11 protein-coding genes are annotated in these 15594 nt (G+C 60.5%); 9 read left to right on the top strand and 2 right to left on the bottom strand.

Going from position 1 to position 15594, the window contains the following annotated elements; translation table 11 throughout:
- The first annotated feature begins 41 nt into the window (after positions 1–41).
- The 7 genes from WKW79_RS36040 to WKW79_RS36010 all read left to right on the top strand — a co-directional run bounded on the left by WKW79_RS36040 (position 42) and on the right by WKW79_RS36010 (position 7444).
- A complete protein-coding gene (locus WKW79_RS36040) occupies positions 42–494 on the top strand; it encodes a hypothetical protein (protein ID WP_340340034.1) in 453 nt (150 codons plus the stop codon).
- Positions 495–507: 13 nt separating this feature from the next.
- Positions 508–2010 carry an O-antigen ligase family protein gene (locus WKW79_RS36035; RefSeq protein WP_340340033.1) on the top strand — a complete coding sequence of 501 codons (1503 nt, stop codon included), beginning with the start codon at positions 508–510 and terminating at the stop codon, positions 2008–2010.
- Positions 2007–3461 carry a lipopolysaccharide biosynthesis protein gene (locus WKW79_RS36030; protein WP_340340032.1) on the top strand — a complete coding sequence of 485 codons (1455 nt, stop codon included), beginning with the start codon at positions 2007–2009 and terminating at the stop codon, positions 3459–3461. Before WKW79_RS36035 ends, WKW79_RS36030 begins: the two co-directional genes overlap by 4 nt.
- A gap of 2 nt (positions 3462–3463) precedes the next feature.
- Positions 3464–4585, top strand: coding sequence for a glycosyltransferase family 4 protein (locus tag WKW79_RS36025; protein ID WP_340340031.1), 1122 nt, complete (start codon positions 3464–3466; stop codon positions 4583–4585).
- A gap of 99 nt (positions 4586–4684) precedes the next feature.
- Complete coding sequence (locus tag WKW79_RS36020) at positions 4685–5635, top strand: glycosyltransferase family 2 protein (RefSeq protein ID WP_340340030.1); 951 nt, start codon at positions 4685–4687, stop codon at positions 5633–5635.
- Positions 5632–6807 carry a glycosyltransferase family 4 protein gene (locus tag WKW79_RS36015; RefSeq protein WP_340340029.1) on the top strand — a complete coding sequence of 392 codons (1176 nt, stop codon included), beginning with the start codon at positions 5632–5634 and terminating at the stop codon, positions 6805–6807. Before WKW79_RS36020 ends, WKW79_RS36015 begins: the two co-directional genes overlap by 4 nt.
- A gap of 10 nt (positions 6808–6817) precedes the next feature.
- Positions 6818–7444, top strand: coding sequence for a hypothetical protein (locus WKW79_RS36010; protein ID WP_340340028.1), 627 nt, complete (start codon positions 6818–6820; stop codon positions 7442–7444).
- 48 nt (positions 7445–7492) lie between these two features.
- Here the strand turns inward: WKW79_RS36010 and WKW79_RS36005 are convergent, their stop codons facing one another.
- A complete protein-coding gene (locus WKW79_RS36005; protein ID WP_340340027.1) occupies positions 7493–9046 on the bottom strand; it encodes a hypothetical protein in 1554 nt (517 codons plus the stop codon).
- A 654-nt stretch (positions 9047–9700) separates the two neighbouring features.
- On the opposite strand from WKW79_RS36005, the gene WKW79_RS36000 reads away from it, so the two are divergent.
- Entirely contained in the window at positions 9701–11662 is a 1962-nt protein-coding gene (locus tag WKW79_RS36000) for a hypothetical protein (RefSeq protein WP_340340026.1), read from the top strand.
- Positions 11663–12556: 894 nt separating this feature from the next.
- Positions 12557–14020 (top strand): right-handed parallel beta-helix repeat-containing protein, encoded by a 1464-nt coding sequence (locus tag WKW79_RS35995; protein ID WP_340340025.1) that lies wholly within the window; start codon positions 12557–12559, stop codon positions 14018–14020.
- 269 nt (positions 14021–14289) lie between these two features.
- On the opposite strand, the gene WKW79_RS35990 is transcribed toward WKW79_RS35995, so the two are convergent.
- A complete protein-coding gene (locus tag WKW79_RS35990; RefSeq protein ID WP_340340024.1) occupies positions 14290–15378 on the bottom strand; it encodes a PDDEXK nuclease domain-containing protein in 1089 nt (362 codons plus the stop codon).
- Positions 15379–15594: the final 216 nt, after the last annotated feature.

The raw sequence follows: 15594 nt of genomic DNA, 5'->3' as shown, positions 1-15594 counted from the left end.
GTGATCACCTGTTCGCCTTGCTGAAATAATCAGCAGGGCAGTTGAGCACCCTGGTCAATTTTGGATCGGCAGACTCCGGTCTAGATGGTCAGTTTTCGGTCGGCGCCAACACGCAACGCCCGGCCGCTGCGCGCAAGGCGCCCGATTTCGCACAGCTTGTCGCCGGCGGACTCATGGAAGCGACGCCCACGGCAAACAGCGGAACAGTCCGTTTCATTGGGGGCGGGCCGGGCCTGCGTGCGGCGCGGTTCAATGTCGCAGGCGTCGCAAGGGCCTATGCCGTCCTGCGTTCAAACGCGGCACTGACGATTGTGGATGCACCGGCGCTTGATGGATGCGGCGCCTTGCTGCTGGATGCCGATGCGGTACTGGTCGTCGCTGATTCGAGGCACACATCGCCGATCGTCATCCGTCGTGCAATCGAATCCGCGCAGCTAGATCAGTCACGCATTGCTGGTGTGCTCCTGAACTACGCGTCCGCGCGGCGGGCGTGACGCCGGGGTCGGCATGAGCGCAAGTATTCACGCACGCGGACCACTGGCCTGGCAAGTTGCGGGCGCGACGTTGGGGTTGGCGATTGTCAGCGCGATGCTGGCGTCCGCCTCTGCGCAAGCTATCGTGCTGACGATGGCCGCCCTGGCGGGGCTCACCGTGATGCTGGTCTTTCGCGAGGTTCGTCGGCCTTTGCTGGGTGCGCTTTTTGTACTGGCACCCATCGACATCAGCAAGGCGGTGATCGCGCCTTTGACCAGCCGCTACTTTGCGGATGGACCGTACTTCTCGCCCGGTCTTTACATGTCACTCGCGCACATGGCGCTTGTCGCGCTACTGTTGTGCTGGCTTGGCCGACACCTTCTGGTCCACCGGCGTCTGCCGGCCCTCACCATGCTTGATGTCTTGGTGTTTGCATATCTGGCTTTCATCTGGCTGCGCAGCATCGGCACGCCTCAGGGCATCCTGTCCATCGGGTCTGCTGCCTCGTATTCGTTAGCGGTTCTCGGTTTTTATGCCTCCAGCCACGCGATCGTGGACCGCTCGGATTTGCGTTTGGCGCTTCGCGCGACAGTGGCAATTCTCGGCTGTACATTGCTCTGGGTCGCGGCTCAGCTGATCACCAAGTCGCCGCTCTTGTTGCCCGGCGCCAAAGGTTTGTCAGAGGGTGTGGTTGTCAGCCTTGGCGGAGCACCTGACGTGTTTCGCCCGGCAGGCTTCATGACCCATCCGAACGTGCTGGCGCACTACTTGGTCATCGTGTTCGGTCCAGCTCTCGCTTTAACGTTGTTGGGTCCTGGGCGTGTGTCGCAACGCATATGGTGGATCGCGGCCGCCGCAACCCTTGGCACCAGCGTGGGCCTGGTAGTCACGCTGTCTCGCGGGGGGTGGGCGGCGAGCATGGTCGCCGCCATCGTGGTCGTCCTGGTCTATGCACGTTCCAAGGTCATCAGCCCGCGCCAACTGGTAATTCTGGGCTTGGCGGCCATCCTGGGAGCTGGGCTACTGTTGGCGGCCTACCCCAATATTCTGCTTCGGTTGACCGCGCCCGACAGTCGATCATTGGAATCGCGCGTCTTGCTCGCGGACATGGCCTACACCATCATTCACGCGCACCCATGGTTCGGGGTCGGCTTTGGCGAGTACAACCGCGCGGCGTTTCAGTTCAGCCCTCCGCTCTTCGCGAACGTATCTCTGGCATACCAGCTGCAGCTGCACCAACTGGTCGTGCACAACCACTATTTGCTATTCGCAGCCGAGCTTGGCATCCCCGCCATGCTTTTCTTCGTTTACCTGCTGTGGCGCTTCGTGCGGTTGGCGTGGCCTTTGGAGCGGTGGTCTAGGCCTGAAGACTTCGGATTGGCGGTGGGGCTTGGCGCCTCGATGGTTGCCCAAGTGTTCTTTCTGAACTCGGACAATTACTACACAGACATTCGGATCTTCTTGCTGTGGCTGTCGGCGGGGGTCCTGCAAGCACTCACAATCATTGTGGAGCGCGAGCAAGGGAGGAGCTCGTGAGCGTTGCCCGCTTTGCCAAGGCCTTCGGTTCTGCGCTGGGGTCGCGATTGAGTATCGCAGCGATGAACTACGGACTGTTTTGGTGGCTTGCGCGTCAGTTGGACGCGGATCGGCTAGGTGGCTTCTCGCTCGTCATGAGCGTCTTCTTTCTGGTAGCGCTCCTACCCTTGCTCGGGTTATCGATTCCGATCATTCGGCGCATTGCTTCGAACAGCGAAGACCTGACCGGCGAGGTGACAAATGCGTTTGGCTTCGCTGCGCCCATTAGCCTTCTGGTTGCTTTCGTCATCAGCCTCTGGGGTGCATCGGCCTTTGGCGCGGAGCTCGCTGTTCCATTCTTTCTGATTGCCGCTTCGCTTTTGCCTACCTCATGGATCATCGTCGCGGAGACCTGTCTCGTGGGACGTGAGCGCCTGGTCGACGTTGCCCGTGTCAACCTAAGCGAGAGCGCAATGCGCACGGTAACCGCGATCTACGCAGTTCATGCGGGGTATGGTCTGGACGGGGTCTTCGCGTCGTTCTTGTTGTTCCGGGTTGTTGCTGCGCTGTTTTACCTTCGATTCGCCGGGCTGCCAGTTCCGAAGTGGTCGCACTGGAGCGCTGCATCGCAGCGAAGGAACTGGTCGGAAGTGCCAGTTTATTGCGGCATTGCGATTGTCGCTGCGTTGGCATCGCGCCTTGACGTGATCCTGATTTCGCACGGCCAAGGCTTGGCGGAGACTGCGGTCTACGCCGCGGCGGGTCGCTTGTATGAGGCCGCGCAGATGGTGCCTACGGTCTTGTCTTTAGTGATCATGCCGGCGCTCGCGAGGCAATTTGCCGTGGCCCAGGAGCAATTCCGCGTTTCGCTTGCGTTGGTGCTTCGGTGCTGTCTGCTCATCGGCCTTGCAGGGGCCCTGGTAGCGGCCGCGGTCGCACAACCGCTTGTTGATCTCTTGTATCGTTCGTCGCTCACGGGTGCGGGACCGGTTCTGCGGTGGCTCGTCTTGGCTGCTGCGTTGATGCTGACTGACGCGCTGCTTTCCTCGGCCATGCTTGCGGCCAAGGCGCAGGTGCACGACCTGCGCGCGCTTGCAGTCGGGTTGGCAGTTCTCTTCGTGGGCTTGCTCCTCGGCATGCACCTGCTGGGGGTGCAAGGGGCCGCCATCGCCGTCGTGTTCAGCGTACTGGTGCGCGTTGCCATGCGTATCCATTGGGCTACCCGGCATTTCGGAATGCCTCCTGTGTGGGGTGAAGCACTGCGCATCATCTTGTCGACTGCTGTTGGCTTCGTGGCATTGACTTTGATGGCCAACAGGGGCGCCGTTGTCTCGGCGAGCGTCGCACTCGTCCTCTTTGGTCTGTGCTACGTGCTCAGTGGCGGCCTCGGGCGGCGTCCCTTCACTACCCTGCAGGCGATTCGTTCCGACATCGTCAACCTTGCGCAACGCAGACGCGCCTCGGAGCCCTGAACATGAAGATCCTTCATCTGGACCCCGACGATATTGACAATCCCCTTTCCGGGGGAGGTCCCGTTCGAACGCTTGAGATCTACCGGCGGCTGGCCAAGCGCCACGAAATTACCGTACTCACACCCACGTTTCCGGGATCAACGCCGGAGCTTTACCGCGACGGAATACGCTACGTGCGACTGGGGCGAAAGATCCGAAATCACGGGTCTTCACATCACATCACGTTTCTTGCCGCGTTGCCCGCTGCAGTTCGCAATTTCGAGTACGACCTGCTTGTGGAGGACTTCATGCCGCCCTGCTCGGCCACGTGGACCCCACTGTTCAGGCGCAAGGACAAGCCAATGGTGGCCTCCGTGCAATGGTTCTCTGCACGGGACTACACGAAGAAGCTCAAGCTGCCGTTTCATTGGGGCGAAGAGTATGGCGTGCGGCTGTACGACAACTTTGTGGTGATGACGCAAGCGATGCGTGAACGCATCGAGCGCCGGCATCGAGGCGCGAGGTGCCACGTTATCGGCAACGGCGTGGACGGCACCTTGTTCAATGTGACCTCACGTCCTGGCCAGGGCATTCTGTATCTCGGCAGATTGGAAGTCGGAACCAAAGGGCTTGATCTGCTGCTATCCGCATACGCAAAAATCCCATTGTCCGATCGGCAACCGCTGACTTTGGCGGGCACCCTTCAAGAGGAGGCAGAGGTTCGGCGTCTCGTGCAGGACCATGGCCTCACTGATTGGGTGCGGATCACCGGGCCGTTTGACGCGACTCGAAGAAGCGAACTGCTGGCGTCTTGCCGTTTCGTTGTCATGCCATCGCGCACGGAAACCTTTGGCATGACGATCGCTGAGGCAAACGCTGCGGCCCGCCAAGTGGTCGTTTGGGACCAAGCTCCGATGAATGAGGTGGCGTCGCCGGGCAGCCCGCGCGTCAAACCATTCGACGTCGGCGCCTACGCGCTCGCGATGCGGGAATTGCTTTGCATGCCGCTGGACGCACTGGCCGGACTCGGTGAGGCTTCACGCGAGCACGCCCGGCGCTGGGACTGGAATGCGGTGGCGGCGTCGCAGGAAGCGTTTTACTACGACGCCATGGAATCACACGGTCGTAGGAACGGCCGCAGCTGAGTGAAGGCGTTTGTGATCACAAGCTCGACGGGCGCTCACTCCGGTGCAGATGGCATTCGGAGCGAATTCGACTCTATACATTCAATCTCGAAACAATCAATGACCGAACCGATCGTCAGCATCATCATTGTCAACTGGAACGTGCGCGAGCTGCTGCACGCCTGCCTTCGGTCCGTAATCGACGCCGGAGGACTTCGTCCGCACCAAATGCGGATCATCGTTGTCGACAACGCATCGGCAGATGGCAGCGTAGCGATGGTTCGCAGGGATTTCCCGAGTGTTGAACTGATCGCCAACACTGAAAACGTAGGGTTCGGGAAGGCCAACAACCAAGCCCTGAAGCGCTGCAGCGGCCGATTCGTGTTGCTACTCAATCCGGACACAGTCGTAGAGCAAGGGGGCATCGCGAGATTGGTGCAGATCTTGGAGGCCAATCCCAGTGTCGCAGTGTTGGGTTGTCGCCTCCTCAATGCGGACAGGTCGCTCCAGCGATGGACGGGGGGAGCTTATCCACGACTTCTGAACGTCGCGAGCCACTACCTCTTCATAGATCGTTTGCTGCCGCGGAGCTGGCGGCCTGCGCCTCTGTATTTGGACCGCGACGTTGTCGAAGATCAAGAAGTTGACTGGGTTTCGGGTGCCGTGATGCTGCTCCGGGCCGACCGTCTCCAAGGTCAACTGTTTGATCCGAAGTATTTCATGTATGGCGAAGACATGGAGCTGTGTCATCGATTGAAGCAGGCCGGGGGCGTCGTGATGTACACGCCCGAGGTTTCGATCATTCACTACCAGGGAGCGAGCATGAAGAAGCAGCAGGGAGACGTCTTGCTGTCATCCCTGAAGGGACCGCGGCAGTTCTATCGGCAAATGCGAGGTGGGCGCGGGATCGGCCTGTATGACGCGATCACGGTCAGTGGATTCGCGCTGCGTTGGGCATTGTTCGGTAGCGCGGGTTGGCTGCGCCCTCGCAGTGACTTCAAGGACAAGGCTCTCTCGAGCCGAGACATGACGCGTCGAGCCTGGGCGATCTTGCGCGGGGGTCAAGCATGAAAGCCGATGCCCCGCGCCGTCCAAGAGTCGGCGTCGACTTCCATACATTCGATGGCATCTTCCAGGGCAGCCGAAGCTATTTGCTTGGCCTGTACCGCGAAGCGATCGTCCTTGCGCCGGACATGCAGTTCATCTTGTTTCTCGATGATCCGCACGCGCTCAGGCGCGCGCATCCCGAGTTTGAGGCGCCCAATGTGGAACTCGCGAGAATTCCTCACAAGGGCGGGATGGCACGACTGGGATGGCAGCTTGCGCTGGCACAACGACGTCATCGCTTGGATCTGCTGCACGTCCAGTACCGCCTGCCCTTGATACCGCTGGGGCCCTGTGCCTGCACGATTCACGACACTCTGTTCGAGACGCATCCTCAGTACTTCAAGCCGGGTTTCGTTCGCATGTCGCGATTGACAAGTCGCATTGCGGTTCGGCACGCCAAGTTGCTTTTCACGGTAAGCGAGTTTTCTCGCAGCGAAATGGTGCGGCTCTATGGCGTGCATCCGGATCGCATTGGCGTCACCTACAACGGAGTCGATACGGCCCGGTTCCATCCGGGCGGCGAGGGCCTGAGCCATCTTTCCGAACTTGCACTGGCGCCCAAGGAGTATTTCTGCACTGTGGGACGGCTGGAGCCGCGGAAGAACCATATCAATCTGCTGCGCGCCTACGCACTACTACCAACGCCCCGCTTGCCGCTGCTTGTGATCGGGCAACGTGATTTCGACAGTGAACCGATCTATGCGACGGTTCGTGCGCTCGGACTCGAGCGCGATGTGCGATTTCTGGAGAATATCTCTGACGGCGCGTTGCCCGCGCTCGTCCGCCATGCGCGGGTCTTTGTATATCCGAGTTTTGCCGAGGGGTTCGGTATGCCTGTTGTCGAGGCCATGGCGAGCGGCGTGCCTGTGGTCACGTCCAACACGACCTCCCTCCCTGAAGTGGCGGCCGACGCGGCGTTGATCGCTGACCCCCGGTCGCCAACAGAGATCGCGGAGGCGATGGCGCGTCTTTCCGCTGAATCAGAGGAGCGTCAGCGCACTATTGACGCCGGTATCGAGCGCGCCTCCAGATTTCGATGGCAAACGTCAGCCCAACTTCTGGTGGACCGGATGCGATCGCATTTTCTCGAAGCTCGCGTTGGCAATGCTTCGATCAACCAACCTAACTTCAACTGAGAGTCTTCAGATGGCAAAGAAAATCAATCCTATTGCCCCCCATGAGATCGACATCACGTGGGCCAAGACACGCGAGCACATGCGAGAGGACTTCGCTCGAAATGTGCAGAATTTCGGAGGGCAAGGATCCTTCTTGACACGAATCGTCTGGCGATTGATGCCGAATGTACTGGCGGTTTCGCTTTACCGGGTGTCGAGGTACCTGTATCTCAAGGACCACGGCGCGTTGGCTAGCCTCGTCTACTTGTTCTCGCACTATCTCACCCGCACGGAGTTGCCGCCCTACTCGTCTATCGCACCTGGGTGTTTGATTGGTCATGCCACGGCAGTCACCATCATCGGCAAGGTGGGCCGCAATTTCACCGCCTACGGAGTCTGTGGTGTTGGCAGCGGCTACGGAAGCGAAGATGTCGGGGGTGGTCCGGGATGCCCGTGTGTCGGAGACAATGTCTCGCTTGCGCATGTCGCCATGATTCAGGGCCCAGTGCGCATAGGCGACAACGTTTCGTTCGGACCTCATGCGCATGTCACTAAGGATGTGCCATCGAATTCCGTGGTGATTGGGGCGCCCTCACGCGTTCAGCGCCGACAAGACGCCCCTGCGGTGCCTGAGGCTGCGGAAGCTGTGGTCGGATGAACGGATGATCCACAAGGAGCGCTCGCCACTATTGGCGATGCGCCCTCCTCATGCGGTGTTCAATTCAAGCGTCAGCACGGTTACGCTTGCGGCGGGAAGCTCGAGTGATATACCGGTCGACGCCGGTCCCGCATCTGCGGGTCGTCGCTGAAGGGTGCTCTCGCGGGGTTGGCCAATCTGGAAGACTTTTTCGACGCGCATGGTGACCAATGCGGCGCTTCTTGCTGTGCCGTCTGTCAGTTCGACGCGGCCGGTTGCGGGACGATCCAGATCCTTGTTGATCAGCAGCACCTTCACAACGCCTGCTTCTCGGGTCGCCAAGGACGTCACCAACGGCAACTCGGTCGCGGGTGCGACGGCGCCCACTCGGGGTGCACTGAAGGACGCGCACTCAGTTCGTATGCCCAGCTTCGTTCCACGGATCACGTCGCCAAGCAGCCGCAGGGCGACATAGTTCGCTCGGCCCTCTCCATGCTCCGTTATGGCCCCGAACATCCAGTTTGCAGAGAGCGACCAGTACTGACAGCACAGCAGGTCATCACGGTCAGCCATCATCCTGACCAGATCGGCCAAGTACAGCGCGCCGAGTTGCGAGTCGATGAGTTCGTCCGTGCGCCCTTTGCCGTTGGTGAACATCGCGTTGTACTCAGTGATCGCCTGGACAGGTTTCCATCCGGGCTTGAGGCTCCTTGCAAGCGCCGCCATATCGTCGAGATTGGTTGAAACAGTGGCAGTCGCTGCCATCGTGCCCCAGTACAGCGATTGTTCGTCGGGCACGCGGTCATACAAGTACGGCATGTATGCGTTGTGATTGCTGATGAAATCGTACGGCTCGTTGACACCGACAAGGACATCGCGGGCAAAGTCTGGATAAGGTGTCGCTTGAAGGCCGCCAATGGTCGCCGTGCGTAAAGGAACGCCGATCTTGATTGAAGGATCAACGGCTCGAAGCGCCCGAATGAAAGCGTTTGCGCGTTTGATGTATTCGGCAGGGGCAACACGCTGCGTCTCGTCCCCCTCCTTGAGGTACGGCTCGTTGCCTATCTCCCAATACGTCACGCTGGGCAGCCGTTTACCGGTTATGCGAGAGATCAAACCGGTCTTGTTGGTCAGCCGAATCCAGTCCGCTGCCTCATCCGCAGTGCCAGTGACCGTGTTGACGGTGATCACGGGAACCGCTGCCACGAACTCGCATAGTTCAAGGAACTCCTGCGTGCCCACGATGGAGGGTTGCATCTGCTTGCGATGAAAATGCAAGTTATCGCTGCGGTCTGTGAGCGCACCCATCGCTCGCTTCCATCGGTAAGCATCCGACTGAGCCCCACCCGGAAATCTCAGAGACGTAGGTTGTAAGGCACGCAAACGCTCGAGCATGACCTGGCGCGGCTGGCCATTGCGATCGAGTAATCCATCGCCGCCATCCACCCACTGCAGGTTTTGTCCGAGCACCAGACGGTTCGCCAGGACGCCGTCTGGTCGCGCTGAGACTGCCACTTTGAACGTGTGACGCTGACTTGTGTTTCTGGCATTCCAGGTAGTTTCAGCTGACGCTCGCATGATCGTCGAGCCAGCCGCAGCTAGCAGCCATTCGCGGCGGTTCAAATTTCTTTCCTCTCTTCCGTCAACGTTTCCTAGCAATTCCAATGGCCTCTCAAGGTGAGCAATCCGGAGCATTCACGAGCACACAAGCTTGCGCGCTTTCTGGAGAAGGCACTGTGATGGGCGTTCGCCTCAATTCATCTGTCTCAGTGTAGGTTGTGTAGCCTCCGAAAATTGCCCGGCTGTTCGTCCGGAGGGCTTTCATTGACTGGAGCTATACCAGGCTCGATGAGTCAACGCACTCCCGCGAACGAAAGGCACGGCGCCCTTGCCACGGCGCATGAAAGTCTCGCGACCGCGTTACCGGCGCGCAGGTTGACCTTGGACGGATTGGCTTGTTGGGGGAAATTTGTTCGCCGGTGCGGTAGCTCAACTGAGGTGTCCCTCGCGCTCGCAGGTGGTGTAGGCGCGCGATTCCATCCTGTGACTCGCGCGACTGAAGCGAGTTGTTACGTTCGTTCAAGCCCCTCTCACTAATTCTGGGGAGGTTGGTTAGCAAACCAAGGCATTACAGTGATTTGGCCAGTCACCTGCGCTTCCTTGCGCCAGTCACCCAGAGCCGGAGCCACTATGAATCGCACCACCGATCCTGCTTCCGTACGAGAGCGCGGCCATCGCATTCGAATGTGCCAAAGGTTCGTTGCGTGGATCGGATGGATGGCAGCTCTGTTTTTTGCGCTGGCGAATAGTGCCCACGCCAGCGTGACCTACCAGTACACCGGCAATCCCTTTGTCTATCTGTGCCAACCTGACGGCACGTGTTATGGACCGCCGGCTACGGCCGGCTCGTACACCAGAGCCGATCGAGTGACTGCAACCGTAGAAGTTTCTACAGCGTTGCCATCCAATTTGAGCTTGTTCGACCTGAATACATTGGCTGGAACCGTGGTCACTCTGACTGACGGGCACCAGACGCTTCATTTCACGGCAGGGGATTCGGGGTCCTTCGAGGCGCTTGTCTCGACCGATGCGTCGGGCCAAATCGTGGGCCCGTGGAGCTTCATCATCAACTGCTGCTTCTACCCGAACAATGGCATCGCGACGTTGAACTGGCCCGGCAACAGGGGTGTGGGCGACAGTGGGACTCTCTCCGCGGCATCCCCGAACAATGGCTATCCGGATACTCCGTACGACGCTGCGAGCAACTCCGGAGTGCCCGGCACGTGGACCGTCTCCGGCGGAGGCACCAGCGCCAGCCTTTCCTACGGAAGTGCCACCCGTGTCATGTACCAGGGCCCGTTCAGCGACGCCAAGGACATCGTCAAGGGCGCCGCCGGCGCTGCCAAGTCGTCGGGCTTCGCAGCCTCCACCCTTTCCGGAACACAGTCGTCGCGCGCCCAGATCAACGCGAACGGACCTTCGGTGGGTGCGTGGTCGAACTCCGCCAACGGGTCCGGTGCGGCGCGGGCGATTGCGTTCCGTACCTACATCAACAACACCAACGTGGCGCAGACCTTCAAGGTGAATGCGACCTTCGACGGCAGGTTCGATGCCGCGCCGTTCGGCCTGCCCACTGGCCAACTGAAGGCGGGCGCGGCCATCCATGTGTTCGATGCACAGGCCTTCGCGACAAAGCTGGGAAGCGCAGGCAACACGACGGCTCAGTTCCTTGTGGGGTCCTATCCCCTGTCTGCTGCGGCCGATCCGCTTAACGCGTTCAGCAACCTGCGCGCGCTGTTTCCGCAGGGCCTGCTGGGTTCCGGCCAGACGGTCGTGAGCGCGACCACGGCACCGGTGACTGCATCCGTGGCGACAGGTTTCGTGACCGTGGCGCCACAGAAGACTTTCACGGTGATGTACGACGTGAGCACATCATCGATTGCGCAGACCGTCGGTGACAGGACAGGCGGCGGCACCGTGAATTTCCTCAACACGCTCGCGCCGGCTGCCGTTCAATTCACCAATCAGGCGGGCCAGTCCATCGCCGGCATCGTCGCCTCCGACACGGCGCCGCCGCAGGCCCCCGCGCCCACGAGCATCGTGCTGGCACCGGCCTATTCGACCGGCCCCGCTGGCGCCACGGCGAGCATCACCGCCACAGTGACCGCTGGCGTGGGCACGCCTGTGGCCGACTTACCGGTCCAGTTCTCGATCAACGCGGGGCCCGACAAGGGCAGGACTGGCGTCGCCGTCACCGACCCGGCAGGCAAGGCGATCTTCCAATACGTCGGGGATAACGATGTGGGCAAGGACGTCATCCAGGCCAACATCGCCGGCCTCCAGTCGAACACGGTCGAGTACGTCTGGTCACCTGCCAAGTGCCCGCAGAACCAGTTGTTCTGGCTGCGCTATCCTGGTCTCTGGCCGGCGTCGACGATCAGCATTGGCGGCGCCGCCTACGACCAAACGTCGCTGGTCAAGCTGCTGAAGCTGCTACCACTGACACCGAGTGTCGCGTTGCTTCAGCAGGATGCGATCACCAAGCTCAATACGCTCTATGGCAGCGACACCAGCCGCCTGACGCTGACGGTGCTGACGGCCGACGACCTTCTGACCGGATTCAACCGCGGCCAGCCCTATCAAAACCTTGCCAATGTGAAGACCTCGGCGCAAATGCTGGCCCTCGCAGCCAGGATGGCGGTGTTCAACAGCGGCGCCACGAGCAAGAGCTGCCGGTAAAGGTTTGCCGTGATGGACACCGATTCCGCATCTCCGAGCCCCCCAGGGTCCGCGAACTGCGGCCCGCCGTTGCCATGGAGTTGCGACATTCTCCAACAGATGATCGAGGAGCCACAGCCCCAGAGGGACGAGTCGGGCGGGGCGCTTTTACCACCTTTCGTGGCGAGCTCCACATCGAGCGTCGGGGTGACCCAAGGCCTGCGCGCAGAAATGCACGTGCACGATGAATGGCCAGCAATGAACGGCATCGTCGTCATCGCCGCGATGGCCTTCCTTGTCGGCGTCATCGTCTGGCTGCTCGGCCGGCGGAGCACTGCGGCCCGCCCGCCCTCGCCTTGATTTCCGGCTTGGCGGCTCGCAATTCCGCCAACCTGATGATCACCCTTGCGACGGCGAAGCGCCAAGTTTCGCGCGTCTATTCGAATTTCTTGGGCGCGCGCCCTCCCCTCTTCGTGTAGCCCGAAGTGGGCAGTGCAGTGTCCAGTAAATGAAGGCGCTGCTTCTCGAGGGTGCGCAGACTGTGCGCAGACCACCAAATCGCGCGCGCGTTGGTCCAAATTGGCCGAGCAACATTGTGTTGACCGGCACGCTGGACTAGACGCATCGAGCATGGCACCGACACCGGTGTGCGTCGCTTCTAAATGCCCTAAAGCAGAGGCACACTTCGCGGCTTCCGATATGGTTGTACCTGCACAACTGGCGATCTATCGGAATTGCCGGCCGTCATGATCTGACGTACAAGCTCACCTCTATTTTGAACGCGTTCTTTCTATGATTTTCGTGCCTCGGAACACTTGCCTTCTCGTGTTCGGCCTGATGCTCGCCGGGTGTGGTGGTGGCAGTGGCCGTGGAGAGGCTGTTTCACCCCAGAGCGCCACGTCGCCGAGTGTTTCGATGGCTGACGGCGGAACTGCCGTCTCCACAGCAGCGCCAGCAGACGCTGCCGATACGAAGCCCGTGCGCGCCGGTGTCAGCAGTGCGGCAGCTTCAGCGGGCGCCACCGGGCAGGCAGCGGCGCTGGAAGCGCCGACCACAAACGCCTCGGTGACGCCGGTGGTAGCCCCCATTGTCATCGTCGGTACCGGTACATCGCCAGCGAGTCCGACCGGCGCCATATTGGTCGCGGACCTCGCCTCAGTGCCGTGGGCCACGCTTCCCGCTGGCAGCCATGTCTATGTGCGACCTGGAACCTATGGAGGGCCGGTCACCATCAATGCCACTGGCAGCGCGGCCGCACCAATCCTCGTGGACGCTGCGGACCCGACACGTCCTCCAGTGGTCACCAACAGCATCGACATCCGGGGCGCGAGCTACTTCGCGATCAGGGGGCTGCGTGTGCAGTCCCCGACGTGGGGCGGCTTTGTTATCCGCCTTGGCAGCCACGACGTGACCGTAGACGGCAATGCAGTGCTGGGTGCGCCCATCGGCATCAACGTGACCGACGGTGCTGGGACTGGCCTGGTCATCTCGAACAATCTGATCGAGGACACAGCAACCCATGGCATCGCCATCGCGGTCAACGGCAGCGCCAGTACGCCGAATGTCGTTAGCGGCAACATCGTGCGTCGAAGTGGCCACCATGGCATGGAAGTGCGGGGATCGCACTGGCGCGTCGAACACAACGACGTCAGCCGCAGCGGATTGGCACTGGCTGGGACTTCGGGCATCCACATCTACAGCGCGGCCGCCAACGAAAACAGTGGCGACGACAACATCGTGCGCTACAACGCGAGTTATTCGAATGCGGACACAGGCGCTAGCGATGGCAATGGCATCCAACTCGATCACTGGTGCGACCGCAACACGGTGGCCTTCAACGTCATGTGGAACAACGATGGCCCTGGCATCAATCTCTTCGAAGCCGCCAGCAACAATGTCTACGGCAACACGGCGGCGGGCAATTCGGTCGACCCTGGCGGAACCCATGGTGCACTGGCTGAGCTCGTAGTCGGCGCGGTGACCGGAATCAACCGAGCCTCCGGCAACCATGTCTTCGACAATCTCCTTGTTTCCATTCGTCCGAACGTGCCGGCGATCTACGTCGATGGGCGTGCCTATTCCACCGGCAACACCGTGGGCCCGAACCTGGCGTTCAATGCGGCAGGGGGGCCGCCAGTGCGCTGGGGCGACGCTCGCATGCTGAGCACGGCGGTGGACATCAATAGTGCAACGGGGACACAGGGAAACCTCGTGGAGTTGCCTGCTTTCGCGAATCCTTACGCTGGCGTCCCCGCCGGGTTCAAGCTAGTGCACATGCCTTCCGCCAAGGGGCAGCCACTTTCCGGTGAAACCGACTTTGCAGGCGTCACTGCTCAAACCGGCATGTCCTATTTCGGTGCGTTTTTCGCAACGCCCTGATCTTTCGATGACATGCGCCGAAGCGGCGCCGGCAACTTGGATCGGCAACTGATTCGCCCACCGATCCTCCTCGTGCGGCCGTTGCGGCGTACGCCTATGCGGCATTTGACATAAATCGGATAGCCTCGCCGAATCGAGCGCAGTGCCGACTATGTCCTCTCTATGCGATGAAAAACTTCAGCGTGGCGATGCATCCTGTAGGAGTAGCAGTAGTTGACTCCGCACTGGCCTTGGAATCGTTTGCGCGTGGATGGGTTGGCAGCAAGGCCTCATTTGAGCCGCGCGTCCAGGAGATCTTCCTCGCTTCTGCCGACACGCGTTGCCAAGTCCTGTAAATAAAACTCGTGCAGCTTTGCCTGCAACAGGGCTTTGTCGGGCAACTGGGTCTGGTACTGCGCAATTAGCGCAGGTGAAGCAGTGCGGCTTAACGCGTACTCGACTACCTCGTCGTCTTTGCTGGCACAAAGTAGGACTCCCAGTGCAGGGTTCTCGTGCGGCTTGCGGACATTGCGATCCAGCGCCTCGAGATAGAAGCTCAGCTTCCCCAGGTACTCGGGCTCGAAACGGCCTACCTTCAATTCGATCGCTACCAAGCAGTTCAGCCCGCGGTGAAAGAAGAGCAAGTCAATTGCAAAGTCTTGCTTGCCCACCTGGATCGGAAATTCGGTGCCGGCAAAGCAGAAGTCTCGCCCAAGCTCGATCAGGAAGTTTTTGAGCCTGGCGAGGAGTCCTTGGTGTAGGTCGGCCTCACTGTGTCCTTCGGGTAGGCCCAGAAACTCGAGCAGGTACGCGTCTTTGAAGACGCTGAGCGCTTGCGGATGGCTTTGTCTCACCACCGGTGAGACTTTTGCCGGCGTCAAGACCGCACGTTCGAATAGCGCGGTGGAGAACTGCCGTTCGAGCTCACGCTTGCTCCAGCGTTCGCGGGCAGCCGCGCGCAGATAGAACTCTCGCTCCTCTGCTCGTTTGCTTTGGCCTAAGATGATGAGGTTGTGGGTCCACGGAAGTTGTCTCACCAGTGGTGCGACTTTCTCGTCATCGCGGTAGGCTTCATAAAACTGCCGCATGCGAAAAAGGTTGGCGCGCGTGAAGCCTCGTAATCCTGGCTGCGTCTCAGCTAGGTGGCTCGCCAACTGTGTAACAACGCCGTCGCCCCACTCGGCTGCCGCGAGCTTGCGACTGATGTATTCCCCCACCTGCCAGTAAAGGTCGATCAGCTCGGTGTTGACCGCTTGATACGCCCGCTGCTTAGCGGCACGGATCAACCTGACGATCTCGGTGAAACTCGGTTCAACCGGGCGCTGGCGGCGGGGTGCCTTGACACCCGCCTTGCTATTCTTGATGCTGCTTTGACTCATGGCTCGACGAGTCTAAGCGCTCAGATCGAAAGCGCGGGGCGCTTCAAGGGGGATCTGGCGCGCGGGCAACTCGATGCTTTTCAACGCGCGGTACCGGCGGCCCATTGGACTTGACCCTGTTGCGCGGACGGGTTGGGACTTGATTTTCAAGTCGATCGATAGTCTGCAGCGCAGACTTGTCCACCGGCGGCGTGGCGCATGCCACGCAGACGCCGA

The sequence above is a fragment of the Variovorax robiniae genome, assembly GCF_037889955.1.
In the GTDB taxonomy this organism is placed as follows: domain Bacteria; phylum Pseudomonadota; class Gammaproteobacteria; order Burkholderiales; family Burkholderiaceae_C; genus Variovorax; species Variovorax robiniae.
This window is presented reverse-complemented; position numbering and strand designations above follow the sequence as displayed.

What these genes read in the sequence shown, in the direction of transcription:
- WKW79_RS36020 (WP_340340030.1), top strand. Translation starts at nt 4,685, where the DNA reads ATGACCGAACCGATCGTCAGCATCATCATTGTCAACTGGAACGTGCGC.
- WKW79_RS36035 (WP_340340033.1), top strand. Translation starts at nt 508, where the DNA reads ATGAGCGCAAGTATTCACGCACGCGGACCACTGGCCTGGCAAGTTGCG.
- WKW79_RS36010 (WP_340340028.1), top strand. Translation starts at nt 6,818, where the DNA reads ATGGCAAAGAAAATCAATCCTATTGCCCCCCATGAGATCGACATCACG.
- WKW79_RS36025 (WP_340340031.1), top strand. Translation starts at nt 3,464, where the DNA reads ATGAAGATCCTTCATCTGGACCCCGACGATATTGACAATCCCCTTTCC.
- WKW79_RS35995 (WP_340340025.1), top strand. Translation starts at nt 12,557, where the DNA reads ATGGCTGACGGCGGAACTGCCGTCTCCACAGCAGCGCCAGCAGACGCT.
- WKW79_RS36015 (WP_340340029.1), top strand. Translation starts at nt 5,632, where the DNA reads ATGAAAGCCGATGCCCCGCGCCGTCCAAGAGTCGGCGTCGACTTCCAT.
- WKW79_RS35990 (WP_340340024.1), bottom strand. Translation starts at nt 15,378, where the DNA reads ATGAGTCAAAGCAGCATCAAGAATAGCAAGGCGGGTGTCAAGGCACCC.
- WKW79_RS36000 (WP_340340026.1), top strand. Translation starts at nt 9,701, where the DNA reads ATGGCAGCTCTGTTTTTTGCGCTGGCGAATAGTGCCCACGCCAGCGTG.